At 60.9% G+C, this 16,478-nt stretch carries 10 protein-coding genes; 6 read left to right on the plus strand and 4 right to left on the minus strand.

The features are described 5' to 3' along the window. Positions 1-62: 62 nt before the first annotated feature. The 6 genes from PMI09_RS19045 (at position 63) to trxA (ending at position 12,039) form a co-directional block, all read left to right on the plus strand. On the plus strand, positions 63-2,645 hold the full coding sequence (locus PMI09_RS19045; RefSeq protein ID WP_007798041.1) for a PAS domain-containing sensor histidine kinase: 2,583 nt from the start codon (positions 63-65) through the stop codon (positions 2,643-2,645). Beyond that, on the plus strand, positions 2,645-4,159 hold the full coding sequence (locus PMI09_RS19050; RefSeq protein WP_007798043.1) for a bifunctional tRNA (adenosine(37)-N6)-threonylcarbamoyltransferase complex ATPase subunit type 1 TsaE/phosphotransferase: 1,515 nt from the start codon (positions 2,645-2,647) through the stop codon (positions 4,157-4,159). Before PMI09_RS19045 ends, PMI09_RS19050 begins: the two co-directional genes overlap by 1 nt. Positions 4,160-4,172: 13 nt before the next feature. Then, positions 4,173-4,904 (plus strand): nucleotidyltransferase family protein, encoded by a 732-nt coding sequence (locus PMI09_RS19055; RefSeq protein ID WP_007798046.1) that lies wholly within the window; start codon positions 4,173-4,175, stop codon positions 4,902-4,904. A 3-nt stretch (positions 4,905-4,907) separates the two neighbouring features. Next, positions 4,908-8,102, plus strand: a complete 3,195-nt coding sequence (gene addB / locus PMI09_RS19060) for a double-strand break repair protein AddB (RefSeq protein WP_007798049.1) — start codon at positions 4,908-4,910, stop codon at positions 8,100-8,102. Continuing rightward, the gene (gene addA, locus PMI09_RS19065) at positions 8,095-11,646 is read left to right on the plus strand and encodes a double-strand break repair helicase AddA (RefSeq protein ID WP_007798051.1); all 3,552 of its coding nucleotides are present in this window, start codon (positions 8,095-8,097) and stop codon (positions 11,644-11,646) included. Before addB ends, addA begins: the two co-directional genes overlap by 8 nt. Before the next feature lie 72 nt (positions 11,647-11,718). Beyond that, positions 11,719-12,039, plus strand: coding sequence for a thioredoxin (trxA, locus tag PMI09_RS19070; protein ID WP_007798054.1), 321 nt, complete (start codon positions 11,719-11,721; stop codon positions 12,037-12,039). Between the two features lie 49 nt (positions 12,040-12,088). Here trxA and PMI09_RS19075 read toward each other — a convergent pair whose 3' ends face one another. From PMI09_RS19075 to trpB, 4 genes are read right to left on the minus strand one after another with little or no spacing between them, the layout of a single operon-like run. Then, positions 12,089-13,441, minus strand: coding sequence for a bifunctional folylpolyglutamate synthase/dihydrofolate synthase (locus PMI09_RS19075; RefSeq protein ID WP_007798055.1), 1,353 nt, complete (start codon positions 13,439-13,441; stop codon positions 12,089-12,091). 27 nt (positions 13,442-13,468) lie between these two features. After that, positions 13,469-14,374 (minus strand): acetyl-CoA carboxylase, carboxyltransferase subunit beta, encoded by a 906-nt coding sequence (accD, locus tag PMI09_RS19080; RefSeq protein WP_007798058.1) that lies wholly within the window; start codon positions 14,372-14,374, stop codon positions 13,469-13,471. A gap of 39 nt (positions 14,375-14,413) precedes the next feature. Next, positions 14,414-15,253: a tryptophan synthase subunit alpha gene (gene trpA, locus PMI09_RS19085; protein WP_007798061.1), complete on the minus strand. Its 840-nt coding sequence runs from the start codon at positions 15,251-15,253 to the stop codon at positions 14,414-14,416. 3 nt (positions 15,254-15,256) lie between these two features. Continuing rightward, on the minus strand, positions 15,257-16,477 hold the full coding sequence (gene trpB / locus PMI09_RS19090) for a tryptophan synthase subunit beta (protein WP_007798065.1): 1,221 nt from the start codon (positions 16,475-16,477) through the stop codon (positions 15,257-15,259). Position 16,478 lies beyond the last annotated feature (1 nt).

Genomic DNA, 16,478 nt, shown 5'->3' on the forward strand with positions numbered 1-16,478 from the left:
TGCTTCGAAAATGGGATGTCTTGTCGTGATGCGGCACATTAAAGGACGGAGACATACCGCGCATGTCGGAAATGATGCACAGCCTGGTCGAACAGGCGGAGGACGGCGCTCACGCTGGCTCCTGCCCGCTCTATTCAGGTGAACGGAAACCTGTCGACAGTTCAAAGACCGTCGCCGAGAGGCCAGGAATATTGGCTCGTGTGGCGCGGATTTTTGCCGCTGGCACCGCAATCGCATCGATTGCGCCACCGGTTTTCGCGCAGGTCGAGGCCGAGGCTGTCGCATCCGCGCATCTCTTCACCTCGTCGCAGGTTGTCGGCCTCTCCGTCGTCATCGGCGTAATCTCCGCCGCGCTGCTTTCAACTCTCTGGGTTGTACGCCAGCGCGGCAACCTCGAAAGCGAAAGCCGTGAAATCCGCTCCGCCCTCTCGGACGCGCAACAGCGGATCTCGCAGTACCAGGCGCTGATTGCCGACAAGAATCGCCGGATTGTAATCTGGGATGGCAATGAGCGTCCTGAGCTTATCGGTCAGCTTCCAGCCGAAACCGGAGCACCACAGGACGGCGAATTCCTTGCTTTCGGCCTGTGGCTCAAGTCCCGCTCTGCATCCGAGCTCGAGCACGCGATCGACGGCCTGCGCGGGTCAGCCCACAGCTTCGACATGGTCGTTGAGACCCACCGCGAGGAAATCCTTGAAGCGCAAGGCCGGGTTTCCGGCGGTCGGGCATTCGTCCGGTTTGTCGCACTGAACAATCTTCGTGCCGAACTTGCCGAGCTCAAGATCGAACGGGACAGGCTGTTGTCGTCGATCTCAGCGTTCCAGGGCATGCTCGATGCAATCGATCTGCCGGCATGGCAGCGTGATACCGAAGGGCGGCTGACCTGGGTCAATCACGCCTATGGCGAAGCCGTCGAGGCCCCGACACCAGAGCAGGCGGTCAGTGAAGGCCGCGAGTTCCTGACCACGGTTGCCCGCGAGCGCATCCGCGCCACGGCGACGACTGAATCGCCATTCCACGACAAGATCTCGACCGTCGTGCGTGGCAACCGCACCTTCTTCGACGTTGTCGATGTGAAAGTCCCAAGCGGCTCCGCAGGCATAGCCGTCGACGTTTCCGGCATCGAAGCTGTTCGCGCCGAATTGGAGCGGACGCTGAAAAGCCACGCCGAAACACTCGATCATCTCGCAACGCCGGTGGCGATCTTCGATGGCGAACGTCGGCTACAGTTCTACAACCAGGCTTTCGTCTCCCTCTGGGAGCTGGACATCGCCTTCCTCGAGAGGCGCCCCGACAATGCGGAACTGCTGGAGCGCCTGCGTGCGGCCAAGAAGCTGCCAGACCAACTGAACTGGAAATCCTGGAAGGAAGCCGCGCTTTCGGTCTACCGGGCGCTCGATACTCAGTCAGACCTCTGGCACTTGCCGAACGGCCAGACACTGCGGGTCTTTGCGACAGCGCATCCGCAGGGCGGCGCCACTTGGGTGTTCGAGAACCTAACCGAACAGGTCGACCTCGAGACACGCTACAATACGCTGCTCAAGGTTCAAGGCGAGACGATCGACCATCTCTCGGAAGGTGTTGCTGTCTTTGGGCCGGACGGGCGCATTCGCCTCTCAAACCCCGCATTCCGCGCACTCTGGGGAATCACTGAGGCCGAGGCAAAACCCAGCACGCATATCCGCGCCCTTGGCGAGGCATGCTCTCAGTCCTATGATCGTCCTGACGGATGGAAGACCTTTGCAGAGCTGATCACCAGCTTCGACGACGAGCGCCGCTCCAGCCAGGGAACGCTCGAGCTGTTCTCAGGTCTCGTGCTCGACTATGCCGTCATTCCGTTGCCGAATGCACAGACGATGCTGACTTTCGTCAACATGACCGACAGCGTCCGAGCCGAGCGCGCCCTGACGGAAAAGAACGAAGCGCTGCGCAAGGCGGACGAGCTCAAAAACGACTTCGTCCAGCATGTTTCCTATGAGCTGCGCTCGCCACTGACCAACATCATCGGCTTCACCGATCTGCTGCGCACGCCGGGACTCGGACCGCTGAACGACCGGCAGGCGGAATACATCGATCACATCTCCACCTCCTCTTCAGTCCTGCTGACGTTGGTCAACGACATCCTCGATCTTGCCACGGTCGACGCGGGGATCATGCGGCTCAATTACTCGCCGATCGATCTCGGAGACCTGCTCGACGACGTATCGATGCAGATCGCCGACAGGCTTCAGGAAAGCGGCGTGACGCTCGAGATTACCGCTCCAGCACATCTGGGATCGCTCGTTGCCGATCCGCAGAGACTGAAGCAGATCCTTGTGAAGCTGCTTTCCAACGCATCCAACTTCTCTCCAGAAGGCTCGTCGATCTCGCTCGAGTGCAGACGCGAGGGGACGGATTTTGTCTTCTCCGTACGCGATCGCGGCCCCGGCATTTCGCAGGACATGATCGCCAACGTGTTCGACCGGTTCTCGACTGGCGCAAAGAGCGGCAAGAGAGGTGGCGCCGGGCTCGGACTGTCGATCGTCGACAGCTTCGTCAGTCTTCACCATGGGACGGTCACCATTGACAGCCAGCCGGGCAAGGGCACGATCGTGACCTGCCGGATTCCTTCGGTCGATCTCCCGACATCCGTCGCAGCCGAATAATGGCGCGTACTCCTGTCATTTCTCTCTTCCTGAAGGATGAAGCGGAAACAATCCGCTTTGGGGAGGATTTGGCGCTGGCGTTGAAGCTGGGAGACTGCCTTGCCCTTTCGGGCGACCTTGGCGCTGGGAAATCCTCACTTGCCCGTGCGTTCCTTCGCGCGATGGCGGCTGACGACGACCTTGAGGTGCCAAGCCCCACCTTCACCCTAGTGCAGGCCTATGACCTGCGCATACCCGTCGCGCATTTCGATCTCTACCGTCTCAGCGATCCGGCCGAACTGACAGAACTCGGCTTCGATGAAGCACTCCACGACGGCATCTGTCTGGTGGAGTGGCCTGAGATGGCGAGCGACGAGCTGCCGGCAGACCGGATCGCACTGAAGCTGGAGCACGAGGGCCAAGGGCGTCGTGTGACCATTGCAGCACCGGAAAAGCAGACCGCGCGAATCCGTCGGGTCCTTGCCATACGTGATTTCCTTGTTGACGCGGGATATCCCGGCGCGAAGCGTCGTTTTCTGACAGGCGACGCCTCTCTTCGGGCCTACGAGGCCGTCTATACTGACGATGGGACGCGAAGTATCCTGATGGACTGGCCACCGCTTCCGGAAGGACCGCCGGTCTTGGACGGCAAGCCATATCCGAAAGTCGCGCATATCGCGGAAAATGCCTATCCCTTTGTCGCCATTGCGAATGTGCTGCGACAGGAGGGCTTTGCCGCGCCCGAGGTCTACCGGGTCGACTACGACCAAGGCATTCTGCTTCTGGAGGACCTCGGCACCGGCGGTGTTCTGGATACGCAAGGCCAGCCCATCGGCGATCGCTACCGGGCAAGCGTCGCTTGCCTAGCGCATCTCCATTCGCTGACAATCCCACAGGACATCCGCGTCACGGATAGCCATGTCCACCACATCCCGGACTTCGACCGAACGGCGATGAAGATGGAAGTGCGCCTCGTTCTCGACTGGCATCTCCCCTGGCGGCGCGGGGGCACTGCTGCCAGCGATGCAGAGCGCAATGAATACCTCGCCATCTGGGACGGGCTCATCGACGAATTGGAGACCTCCGAAAAGGGGCTTCTCCTTCGTGATTTTCACTCGCCGAATATCATCTGGCGAGAGAACGAGACGGGCATTGCGCGCGTCGGATTGATCGACTTCCAAGATGCGATGATCGGCCCCACGGCTTACGATCTCGCTTCGATCGCACAAGACGCGCGCGTCACAATCGCGCCCGATATGTTCCAGCAGTTGATGGATGACTACCTAGCGCTGCGCAGAGCACAGGGGAGATTCGACGAGGCCCGCTTCCTGAAGAGTTGGGCAATCATGTCGACGCAACGCAACTGCAAGCTTGCCGGCCTCTGGGTTCGCTTGATGCAGAGGGACGGAAAGCCCGGCTACATGAAGCATCTGCCGCGCACGCTCTCCTATCTTTCGGTAGCGTTGAAACACGAAACGCTTGCCCCCTTGCGCGACTGGTTCGTAAGGGCTGGAATAGTGTCAGGCGAATCATAATTTCTCGGATCAGATGAGCATCAAGCAAGCCATGGTTCTCGCTGCAGGTCTTGGAACCCGCATGCGGCCAATCACCGACACCATCCCGAAGCCGCTCGTGAAGATCGACGGTAAGGCGATGATCGATTACGCGTTGGATTCGCTTGTGGAAGCCGGCGTCGAAAGGGCCGTGGTAAATGTTCATCACCACGTCGACCAGATGCTGGCTCATTTGGCTTCATACAAAGGCCTCGAGATCATTATCTCCGACGAGCGCGAGAAGCTGATGAACAACGGCGGTGGGCTTGCAAAGGGCCTGAAGCTGCTTGCTCCCGGCAAGGTATTCGTCACGAATGCCGACCTTTTCTGGATCGGAGAGCGTCCCGGTGTTCCGAGCAACTTGACACGTTTAGCCGGATTCTTTCAACCACAAAGCATGGACATGGCCATGCTTTGCGTGAAGTTGGAAGATACCACCGGGCACAACGGCAAGAACGATTTCAATATGGCCAAGGATGGCCGTTTGACGCGCTTTGCCGATTCCGGGCCGAGCCCGGTCGTTTACGCCGGCGCGATCGCCATGGACACATCGTTCCTCGATGACGCTCCGGCCGATCCGTTCAACCTCAATCTCTATTTCGACAAGGCGATCTCTCGGGGACGGCTCTACGGCACAGTGCTCCAAGGACACTGGCTTACCGTCGGCACGCCCGAGGCAATCGGCGAAGCGGAGGAAACGATCCGGCGCTACCGGACGTTTGCATGACGGATGGCCGAGCAGCACCGGCCAAGGATTTTGACCATCCCAGCAGGGCTTCCTTTCCTGAAGACCCTTGCGGAAGGCCTCTGTGACGGCAGATTGACGCCCCGTTTTCGGTATGATCCCGACGACCCTCTGTCGCTTTCAAAGGTCACCATCTATCTGCCGACGAGACGTGCTGCACGCGTCCTTCGCTCCGAATTCGTCGACTTTCTTGGCGGGCGATCGGCAATCTTGCCGGTCATCCGCCCGCTCGGCGAAACCGACGACGACAGCGGGTATTTCGATGAAGCCCTGCCGGCGACGTTGGATCTTGCGCAGCCGCTATCGAACACTGCGCGCCTGCTGGAGCTCGCGCGCCTCATTCTTGCCTGGCGAAACAGGCTGCCGGAGATCGTGCGCAGCATCCACTCCGATTCGCCGCTCGTCGCTCCCGCGAGCCCGGCCGACGCCATTTGGCTTGCGCGCAATCTTGCCGAATTGATCGACGCCATCGAGACCGAGGATCGGGATTGGACCGAACTGTCCCGATTGAACGCGAAAGACTATGCGCTCTGGTGGCAGCTGACCTCCGAATTCCTGCAGATCGCCAGCGCCTTCTGGCCGGAAAGACTGAACGAGCTCGGCAAATCGTCTCCCGCAAGGCATCGCAACGCCATCCTTCGTGCCGAAGCAAATCGCTTTGCGACGGTCCCGCCGATGGGACCCATTATCATTGCAGGATCGACGGGCTCGGTGCCGGCGACGGCCGACTTGATTGCGGCAGTAGCCAATCTTCAGGACGGCGTTGTCGTGCTGCCAGGTCTCGATCTCACTATGCCGGAAGAACATTGGCGAATGGTGGCGCCAGAAGATCAGAAAGGTCATCCCGCGGATCCAGCAAGCCGCAGCCACTCGCAATACGGCCTCGCTCAACTTCTGAAACGGCTTAGCCTTACTCGCGACGACGTAGTGTCGTTGGCAGAGCCCGCCGAGGAGTTACGGCAGCGCAGCGAAATCCTATCGCATGCCCTCTCGCCGGCTGAAGCCACCAGTGATTGGGGCGCCTGGAAGGCAAGGCTGCCCGATACTGCCATTTCTTCAGCATTTGCAGACGTCTCGTTGATCGAAGCGGGCAATGAGCGAGAGGAGGCCACTGCCATTGCCATCGCGCTCCGCCTGGCACTCGAACGGCCCGGTAAGGATGGCGAGAGCCGAGCGGCACTGATTACCCCTGATCGGAATCTGGCGCGCCGCGTGACCACTGAATTGTCACGCTTCGGCATCATTGCGGATGACTCCGCGGGCACGCCGCTTTCCGCGACACCGCAGGGAACATTGCTGCAACTGCTGCTCGAGGCAACGCTTCGCCCGGGTGATCCCGTCGCCATTGTCGGCTTGCTCAAGCATCCGTTGGCACACTTCGGACTGGAGCGCAGCGCGCTTGTCGAAGCGGTAACGGCACTCGAGCTGCTGGCGCTGCGAGGTGGCGTCGCCGATGTCGACATCGCAGCGCTGGAGCCGCTTCTTGAACAACAGTTGTCGGAGCACGCCTTGGATCGTCATGCGCCGCAATGGCGTAAAGCGCTCGCGGTCGATGCCGTCGATCGCGCGCGCGCGCTAGCCCGCCGGGTTGCTACGGCCACCGAACCACTGGCTTCCGCGCTTGTCCGAAGCTTGCCAGAAGAACGCGGCCTGACGACCAGCTTTGCGCTTTCCGATTGGGCAAGACGTACCGGGCGCGCGCTGGAGGCAGCGGTCGGCGACGAGCGTGGCTGCCTTGCGGCACTCTGGTCGGGCGAGGCTGGCAACGCGTTGGCTTCAATGCTCGGCGAAGTCATCGAAACCGAGGGGCAGATCGACGCCGACGGTCCGCAGTGGATCGATATCATCGCGGCACTCTTGGCGGGTCAGGCGGCAAAGCCACGAGCACTGAGCCATCCAAGGTTGTTCATCTTCGGCACGTTGGAAGCACGTCTCCAGAGCGTAGATACGCTCATCCTGGGAGGGCTGAACGAAGGATCATGGCCTGGACAAACGTCCAATAACCCGTTCGTCTCGCGCACGATGAAGACGGAGATTGGCCTGGAGCCGCCGGAGCGGCGAATCGGTCAACTGGCGCACGATTTCGAAATGGCCAATGGCACGCGCCATCTCTTCTATTCGCGCGCGCTCAGGCAAGGGTCGACGCCGACGGTCGCGTCGCGGTGGTTGCAGCGACTGCTTGCCTTCGGTGGAAAGGTGTTCGAAGCCGAACTCAAGGGTCGCGGCGACAATTTCGTGCATTGGGCAAACCTGATCGACCAAGGCGACCGCCAGGCAACGGCGCAGCGTCCAAGTCCGGCGCCACCGCGGGAAATGCAGCCGAAGTCGTACTCGTTCAGCGAGGTCGGACGCCTGCGTCGTGACCCCTATGCGATCTATGCGCGCCGCGTTTTACGCCTCGATCCAGTCGCTCCGTTCAACCGAGACCCTGGCGCTGCGGAACGCGGAACGCTCTATCACAAGATCATCGACCGCTTCGTACGCGAAGGCCACGTTGCCGGAACACCGGCAGCGCAAACGGCGATGGAGATTATTCTGACCGAGCTCTTCGATACGGAGCAGCTCTCCGCGCACATCGATGCGGTGTGGCGTCCGCGTTTCCGGGAAGTTGCCCGTGCCTTTCTCGAGTGGGAGGCGCAGCGACGACCGGTCATTCGAAGAACGCTGACAGAGGTGCGTGGCGGTGTCGAGTTGGAGCCCATCAATGTCCGCCTGAGCGGCGTCGCCGACCGGATCGACATCACCGGAACCGGCACCGCCGACATCATCGACTACAAGACTGGACACAATCCCTCTCCGGCGCAGGCGCGCGCCCTTCTCGATCCCCAGTTGGCGCTGGAGGCGGCCGCGCTCCATGCCGGCGCCTTCCGGGACGCGGGTAGTCTGGTTCCGCAGGATCTTCTCTATGTGCGTCTGCGGCCGGGAGATCGCTTCAAGGTCGATACCGTTAACAACGAGACATCGACCAGGAACGATAAGGCGAAGTCGGCGATGGATCTGGGCGCGGACTCGATCGATCAATTGATAAAGTTTGTCGCGCTTCTGCAGTCGGGCGAGAAGGGCTTCACCTCGCGGCTTGTGCCGGCACAACAGTTCGACTTCGGCGGTGATTACGATCATCTGGCGCGCGTTTCCGAATGGTCAGCCGCAGAGAGCGATGAGGCAGCCGGCGATGAATGACGAACCAACATTGCCCGAGGACGACGATCCCCTCGCCTGGACGAGTTGGACGACCATCCAGCAATCGATCGCATCCGATCCGCAACGCTCGGCCTGGGTTTCGGCGAATGCCGGCTCCGGAAAGACGCATGTGCTGACGCAGCGTGTCATTCGGCTGCTGCTTGCCGGGGCACGTCCGTCAGCAATCCTGTGCTTGACCTATACGAAGGCGGCAGCCTCGGAAATGTCGAACCGCGTCTTCGAACGACTCTCAGAGTGGGCCGTCCTGCCAGATGAAGAACTTGAAGAACGCATTGCGCGGATCGAGGGCAAGGCGCCGGACGCGGGAAAGCGCGCGGAAGCGAGGCGGCTTTTTGCCAAAGCGCTGGAGACACCGGGCGGCCTGAAGATCCAGACCATTCACGCATTTTGTGAGGCCCTGCTGCACCAGTTTCCGCTGGAAGCCAATGTCGCCGGGCACTTCTCCGTGCTCGACGATCGGGCAGCCGCAACGCTTCTCGCGGATGCACGACGGTTCCTCCTCACCGCGACGACGCCAGAGGACGACCCAGCGCTCGCGGAGGCCTTTGGTTATGTTCTCAACCTTGGCGATGAGTCGGGCCTGGAAAATCTGCTGGAAGAGATCATCGCCAATCGCAATGCAATCCGCGCCTTTACGCAAGATGCGGAACGCAAGGGTGGCCTCGATGTGGTACTGCGCAAGAAGCTTCGCCTTTCCGCCAATGACACTGCGACTGGAATCGCCGAGGAGTATTGGCCGCTTCCTGGCCTGACCGGCAGTGTACTCGACCGGTATTTGGACGTCGCTGACCAAAAGGGCGGTGCCAAGGCGCACGAAATTGCCGCTGGCCTACGGTCGCTGGTGCGCGAGCGCGACTCGGCGCGACGCGCTTCGCTGCTGGAGAAAATCTTTCTGACAGGCAAGGGAGAACCGAAGACGGATTCGCAGTTTCTCGTGAAGGCGATGTCGAGCGAAGCGCCGGAGCTCATCGACGCCGTGGCAGCGGCGCGAGCGCACGTCGTACTGTGCCGGGATCGGTTGAAAACGGCGCGCATGTACGAGGCAACGCGTGCTGCACTGATTCTCGCCGACCGTCTTAACAAGGACTACGACGACCTCAAGAAGCAGCGCAGCCAACTCGACTTCGAGGATCTGATAACGCGAACGGCCGAGCTCTTGAACAAGAGCGACGTGGGGCCGTGGATCCACTACAAGCTCGACCAGGGTATCGACCATATTCTCGTCGACGAGGCACAGGATACGAGCCCGATCCAGTGGAGCGTCATCCAGTCGCTGGCGGCGGATTTCTTTTCCGGCGAAAGTGCCCGCAATGCGGTGCGGACGCTTTTTGCCGTTGGCGACGAAAAGCAATCTATCTATTCGTTCCAGGGCGCCCGTCCCGAACGCTTCTCGCAGGAAAGCCAGCAGACGCGCCGGCGCGTCTCCCAGGGCGGGCTTGCCTTCTCGACGGTGCGGCTTCCGCTCTCGTTCCGATCGACCTCGGATGTGCTCGCCGCCGTCGATCATATCTTCACGCCGGCCGAGAACGCTCGTGGGCTGAGCGCGACGGGCGAGCCCGTGGTTCACCGTTCCAACCGCATCGGCCACCCCGGCGCGGTCGACCTCTGGGAGATGGTTGCGCCTGAGGTGACGATAAAGGAAGAGGACTGGACCGCACCTTTTGACGCCACGCCGGAGAGCGCCCCGGCATCCGTTCTCGCGCGTCGCATTGCCCACACGATCGGCAATCTTGTCGGCAAGGAAACCATCGTCGAGAAGGGCAAGGAGCGGCTGATCGAGGCCGGCGATATCCTTGTGCTGGTACGCAAGCGCGACGCCTTCGTCAACGCACTGACGCGTGCGTTGAAGCGACGCGGCGACATACCGGTTGCCGGCGCCGACCGCCTGCGCCTGACGAGCCACATCGCAGTGCAGGACCTGGTGGCGCTCGGCCGCTTCCTGCTATTGCCCGAAGATGACCTCTCCTTGGCTGCGCTCATGAAGAGCCCGCTTCTCGATCTGGGCGAAGACGACGTGTTCGCAGTCGCCGCCCTTCGCGCGGAGGGCGAGACTGCCTGGACTCACGTTCAGAAGTTCGCCGCCGACGGCAGCGCGCGCTTCGAAACGGCCGTCACGCGCCTCAAGCTCTTCCTAGATGAATCTAAGAGCCTGTCGGTCCATGACTTCTATGCGCGCGTTCTGGGATGCCACGGCGGGCGACGACAATTCCTTGCGCGGCTCGGAACCGAGGTCAGCGATATTCTCGATGAATTCCTGACATTCGCGCTCGACCACGAAAGCGCGGGCCTACCCGGCCTACAGTCCTTCATTTCAACGCTTGAGATCGAAGCACCAGAGGTAAAACGTGAGCAGGACAAGGGTCGCAACGAAGTCCGGATCATGACCGTGCACGCGTCAAAGGGCCTTGAGGCACCGATCGTGTTCCTGGTCGACGGCGGGTCCAAGGCCTTCACGCCCTCGCACATGCCAAAACTTCGGCTACTTGAGCAGGAACAGGGCGAACCGCCCATGCCGGCCTGGGTTCCCCTCGGCGATCTCAGCAACTCCCTGACCCAAGCCGATGCGACGCGTATCCAATCGCTGGCGGAACAGGAGTATCGACGGCTGCTCTATGTCGCGATGACCCGGGCCGCCGACCGGCTGACCGTTTGCGGCTACCGGGGAATTCGGCCCAACACCGACACCTGGCATGCGATGATTTCCGCCGCGATGACGGACAGTCATCCGCATGTGTCGGCCGCGACATTTTCCGGACCGGACGATAGCTGGGCTGGTATCAAATGGAGAGTTCCGCGGGTGGAGCGAAGCTTTGAACGGCTCGGACGCATCCAACAGACCGCCAGGCAAGAGTCGATCCCGCCCAGCCTGGACAGGCCGCTGCCGCCGCGCAAACAACTGCCTCGCCCGCTTAGCCCGTCCGGCGTCGGAACTATCGTTGATGATGGTGCCGATGACCTCCTCATCGCCTCCCCGCTTTTCGCCGAAAAAGGCAAGCCCGATCGCTCGCTCGAGAAGGGGCGGCTTCTCCACCGCATGCTGCAGACGCTGCCGGATGTGCCGCGTGGTGAACAGGCGGATGCGGCTGTGCGCTACACCAAGCGTGCCGCGTCGTTCTGGCCGGAAGCGGAACGGCAGCAACTGGTCGATTCGGTGGTGAAACTATTGCGGGACCCGAGCCTCGAATCCGTATTCTCAACCCATGCACAGGCGGAAGTCTCGGTCATGGGCACGCTGACGATCGGCGGAGTCGACCACGCTGTTTCGGGTCGCGTCGATAGAATGGCAGTCTTCGACGAGCGCGTCGTGGTGCTCGACTATAAGACCAATCGTGTCCCGCCGCAGACGGCAGAGGCGATCCCTTTTGCCCACAAGGCGCAGCTTGCCATCTATCGTGAAATCCTGGCACCGCTCTACCCTGGCAAGCGTATCGATTGCGTGCTCGTCTATACCGAAAACGGCTCCGTTCACACGCTGACGCCGGACGCTTTGGCGTCGGCGCTTGCGCAACTTGAGACAAAGTGAAATACCGGGCATTGAAATGCCCGCACCGCACGCTCACATGTGTTTCAACAGGAATCCGTAAAGGAGCAGCCTATGGCTACCGTAAAAGTCGATATCAACAACTTCCAGTCGGAAGTTCTGGAATCCGCAGAACCCGTCGTCGTCGATTTCTGGGCTGAATGGTGCGGCCCGTGCAAGATGATCGCCCCCAGCCTCGAAGAACTCGCCATCGAGTTTCAGGGCAAGGTGAAAGTCGCCAAGCTCAACATCGATGAGAACCCGGAACTCGCCGCCCAGTTTGGCGTCCGTTCCATTCCGACACTCGCCATATTCAAGGCCGGCGAAGTTGCTGACATCAAGGTTGGCGCTGCCCCGAAGACCGCTCTTTCGAGCTGGATCTCAAGCGCCGCTTAATTTACCCATAAGCAGATACGAAGAAGCCCGGCATTTGACCGGGCTTTTTTTATTTCGGAGGCGTGCCATTGTCAGCAAGCACATCGCCTACAAGATAAAGAGAGCCGCCTATCAGGATGCGCGGCGGATGGGCCTGTTCAAAGGCACCTTCCTTGATTGCCTCCAACGCGTCACTGACGGTCGACATCGGTTCTGCGACGAGACCCGCATCGTAGGCGGCGTTTGCCAGGATGACCGGGTCTATCATCGCCTCGCTGCCGCGAATCGGCACGCAATAGACCTTCTCCGCCAATCCCTTGAAAGCCTTGAAGTATCCAACCGGATCCTTGGTGTTGATCATGCCTATGATCAGGAAGAGTGGCCGCGGCTGCCTTTCCTCGTAATTTGCCATAGCTTCGGCGATGACCTCGCCTGCACCGGGATTGTGGCCGCCGTCAACCCAGATTTCTGCCTTGGCCGGGGCACTGGCCATCAGGTGTCCTTCGTTCAGACGCTGAAGGCGGCCCGGCCACTCGACCGACAGCAGCGCCTTTTCCATCATCGCTTCGGTCACCGTGAAGCCCGCAGCCTTGACGGCACGCATCGCGGCAGCGGCATTGGCATATTGGTGACGGCCCGGAAGGCGCGGCAAGGGCAGGTCGGCGAGACCGAACTCATCCTGATAAACGAGGCGCCCATATTCCTCATGTGCCATATAATCCTGGCCGAAGACGGCGGTCGGGCAGTTCAACCGTTCGGCGGTCGACATCAGAACGTCGAGTGCGGCATCGTATTCCTGCTTGCCGATGACCACCGGGCAACGACGTTTCATGATGCCGGCCTTTTCGGCCGCGATCAGTTCGACCCGATCCCCGAGATAGGGCTGGTGGTCCAAGGAAATCGGCATGATGACCGAGACGGCGGGATCGGAAATGACGTTCGTCGCATCGAAACGGCCGCCGAGGCCAACCTCGATAATGGCGGCATCGGCCGGATGCTCTGAAAACAGTATGAAGGTGACGGCCGTCAGGATCTCGAAAACGGTGATCTTCTGCCCGTCATTGGCGGCCGCGACGCGCCGCACCGCCTCTGCAAAAACGGCATCATCCACGAGTTGCCCACGGCCACCCTTGACGCCGATCCGGTAGCGTTCGTGCCAGTTGACCAAATGCGGAGAGGTATGGACATGGGCGCTGTAACCGCCAGCCTCAAGCAACGCCCGGCAAAACGCCGTCACGGAGCCCTTGCCGTTCGTGCCTGCCACATGGATGACGGGCGGCAGCTTCGTCTGCGGATCACCGAGGATGGAAAGGAGCCGTGTGATGCGATCCAGGGAAAGATCAAAGCCCTTGGGATGCAATCCCATGAGCTTGTCGATTTCCTGCGCTGCTTCACTCACTGCGGCTTGGCCCCTGGGTATCATCGCTCAACCCGCCTGTGATTGGTTTGATCAGGCGCTCGCGGCTATCGCGAGCGTCCCGCTGTTTTCCTTGGAAAGCGCCGCAGCCGGCTTCTTCGTCAGGATCTTCAAGACACGTGCCAGCGTATCCGGAATATCGTGGCGCTTGACCACCATATCGACCATGCCGTGTTCCAGCAGGTATTCGGACGTCTGGAAGCCTTCCGGAAGCTTTTCGCGAATCGTCTGCTCAATGACGCGCTTGCCGGCAAAGCAGATCTCCGCGCCGGGCTCGGCCAGGTGCAGGTCGCCGAGCATCGCGTAAGACGCCGTGACGCCGCCGGTCGTCGGGTTCGTCAGAACAACGATGTAAGGCTGCCCCGCCTCCTTCAGCATGTCGACTGCAACGGTCGTGCGCGGCAGCTGCATGAGCGACAGGATGCCTTCCTGCATGCGAGCGCCACCCGAAGCCGGGAACATGACCAGCGGGCACTTCTCTGCGATGGCACGTTCGAATGCCTTGACGATCGCCTCGCCGGCAGCAATGCCGAGCGAACCGCCCATGAAGTTGAACTCATGGACGACAGCGACGAGCTTCAGACCGCGAACCTTGCCGACGCCGGCAACGATCGTGTCTTCCTGATCGGTCTTGATGCGGCTGTCGCGAAGGCGATCGGTGTATTTCTTTGAATCGCGAAACTTCAGCGGGTCCTGCGCGACCTTCGGCTGTACCAGCGCTTCAAAGGCGCCCTCATCGAAAAGATCGGTAAGGCGAGCCTTCGCCGGCATCTTCATATGATAGCCGGAGGCCGGAATGACCCACTTGTTGTCTTCCAGATCCTTATGGAAAACCATCTCACCCGTTTCCGGGCACTTGATCCAGAGGTTCTCCGGCACTTCGCGGCGGCCCAGCATGGAATTGATGCGGGGGCGGACGTAGTTGGTGATCCAGTTCAAGTCGAAAACTCCTGATTGACTCTTGCCAATGTGGGGAAACTATTCGGCAGCAACAAGGCGCGCCGAGCGTGTACCCGTTGACAATCCACGAACAAGCGTGGCGACGGCCTGGACGGTATCGGCGGTCGCCTTGCCGTCCTTGGTGAGGCTCGTTGCCACCTGATTGACGATTGCGGTGCCGACAACAACACCATCCGCCGAGCTGCCAATGACCTTTGCGTGGTCGGCGGTCTTCACGCCGAAACCGACACAGACGGGCAGATTGGTGTGCTGCTTGATGCGCTTGACGGCACCCGACACGAGAGAGGGGTCCGGCAGGGCCGAACCGGTGATGCCATTCATCGAGACGTAATAGACGAAGCCGGAAGTGTTCCGCAGAACGGTCGGCAAGCGCTTCTCGTCGGTCGTCGGTGTTGCGAGACGAATGAAATTGATGCCTTTCTTGAGGGCGGGAATGCAGAGTTCGTCATCCATCTCCGGCGGAAGGTCGACGACGATGAGCCCGTCGATGCCGGCTGCCAACGCGTCGTCCAGGAACTTCTCCACGCCGTAGATGTAGATCGGGTTGTAATACCCCATCATCACGATCGGAGTGGCGTCGTCGGTCTTGCGGAAATCGGCGGCAAGCTGCAGCGTCTTCTTCAGCGTCTGGCCACCCTTCAGAGCGCGCTGGCCTGCCATCTGGATCGCCGGGCCATCGGCCATCGGATCGGAGAACGGCATGCCGAGCTCGATGACGTCAGAGCCAGCTTCGGGGAGCGCCTTCATGATGCCGAGCGAGGTTTCGTAGTCCGGATCCCCGCCCATAAAATAGGTGACGAGTGCCGGCCGGCCTTCCGCCTTCAGATCGGCGAAGCGTTTATCCATACGTGCGGTCATGACTTACTCACCCATTCCCAGAATCTTGCCGACAGTGAAGATGTCCTTGTCGCCGCGGCCGGAGAGGTTCATCAGGATGATCTCGTCCTTGCCCATCTTCGGGGCGCGCTTGATGACTTCGGCCAGAGCGTGCGATGGCTCGAGCGCCGGAATGATGCCTTCAAGGCGTGTGAGCGTCTGGAAGGCTTCGAGCGCCTCATGGTCCATGATCGGTACATATTCGACACGGCCGATGTCGTTCAGGTAGGAATGCTCGGGGCCGATACCGGGATAGTCGAGACCCGCGGAAATCGAATGGCCCTCCTTGATCTGACCGTCGCCATCCTGCAGCAGGTAAGTGCGATTGCCATGCAGAACGCCCGGCGAACCCGCGGTGATCGAGGCACAGTGCTCGTCGCCGTCGAGGCCCTTGCCGCCGGCCTCGACGCCGACCATCTTGACGCCCTCGTCATCGAGGAACGGATGGAAAATGCCGATCGCGTTCGAACCGCCGCCGACGGCAGCGATGACGAGATCCGGCAGGCGGCCTTCGGCTTCCAAGATTTGTTCACGGGCTTCGGTGCCGATGACGGCCTGAAAGTCGCGGACCATTTCCGGATAGGGATGCGGGCCGGCAGCCGTGCCGATCAAGTAGTAAGTGTCGTCGACGTTCGTGACCCAGTCGCGCAGCGCCTCGTTCATGGCGTCCTTGAGCGTGCCGTGGCCGGCAGTCACGGGCTTCACTTCGGCACCGAGCAGCTTCATGCGGAACACGTTCGGCGCCTGGCGCTCGACATCGGTCGCGCCCATGTAAACGACGCAGGGGAGCCCGAAGCGGGCGGCGACGGTCGCAGATGCAACGCCATGCTGGCCGGCGCCGGTTTCAGCGATGATACGGGTCTTGCCCATGCGCTTGGCAAGCAGGATCTGGCCGATGCAATTGTTGATCTTGTGCGAACCGGTGTGGTTCAGCTCCTCGCGCTTGAAGTAGATCTTCGCGCCACCGAGTTCAGCCGTCAGGCGCTCGGCGAAATAGAGCGGGCTCGGTCGGCCGATATAGTGAGCGCCGAGATGCTTCAGTTCAGCCTGAAATTCCGGATCGTTCTTCGCCTTGTTCCACTCGTCCTGCAGGTCGAGGATCAAAGGCATCAGCGTCTCGGCGACGAAACGGCCGCCGTAGATACCGAAACGGCCGTCTTCATCGGGGCCGGAGCGGAAGGAATTCGGTTTTGGCGTCTGGTTCACT

The sequence above is a fragment of the Rhizobium sp. CF122 genome, assembly GCF_000282035.1.
Classification (GTDB): domain Bacteria; phylum Pseudomonadota; class Alphaproteobacteria; order Rhizobiales; family Rhizobiaceae; genus Rhizobium.

Bases quoted from the DNA above. Each gene is read 5' to 3' on its own strand.
- addB (WP_007798049.1), top strand. From the start codon at position 4,908: ATGGCCGAGCAGCACCGGCCAAGGATTTTGACCATCCCAGCAGGGCTT.
- PMI09_RS19055 (WP_007798046.1), top strand. From the start codon at position 4,173: ATGAGCATCAAGCAAGCCATGGTTCTCGCTGCAGGTCTTGGAACCCGC.
- PMI09_RS19075 (WP_007798055.1), bottom strand. From the start codon at position 13,441: ATGATACCCAGGGGCCAAGCCGCAGTGAGTGAAGCAGCGCAGGAAATC.
- addA (WP_007798051.1), top strand. From the start codon at position 8,095: ATGAATGACGAACCAACATTGCCCGAGGACGACGATCCCCTCGCCTGG.
- PMI09_RS19050 (WP_007798043.1), top strand. From the start codon at position 2,645: ATGGCGCGTACTCCTGTCATTTCTCTCTTCCTGAAGGATGAAGCGGAA.
- trpA (WP_007798061.1), bottom strand. From the start codon at position 15,253: ATGACCGCACGTATGGATAAACGCTTCGCCGATCTGAAGGCGGAAGGC.
- PMI09_RS19045 (WP_007798041.1), top strand. From the start codon at position 63: ATGTCGGAAATGATGCACAGCCTGGTCGAACAGGCGGAGGACGGCGCT.
- trxA (WP_007798054.1), top strand. From the start codon at position 11,719: ATGGCTACCGTAAAAGTCGATATCAACAACTTCCAGTCGGAAGTTCTG.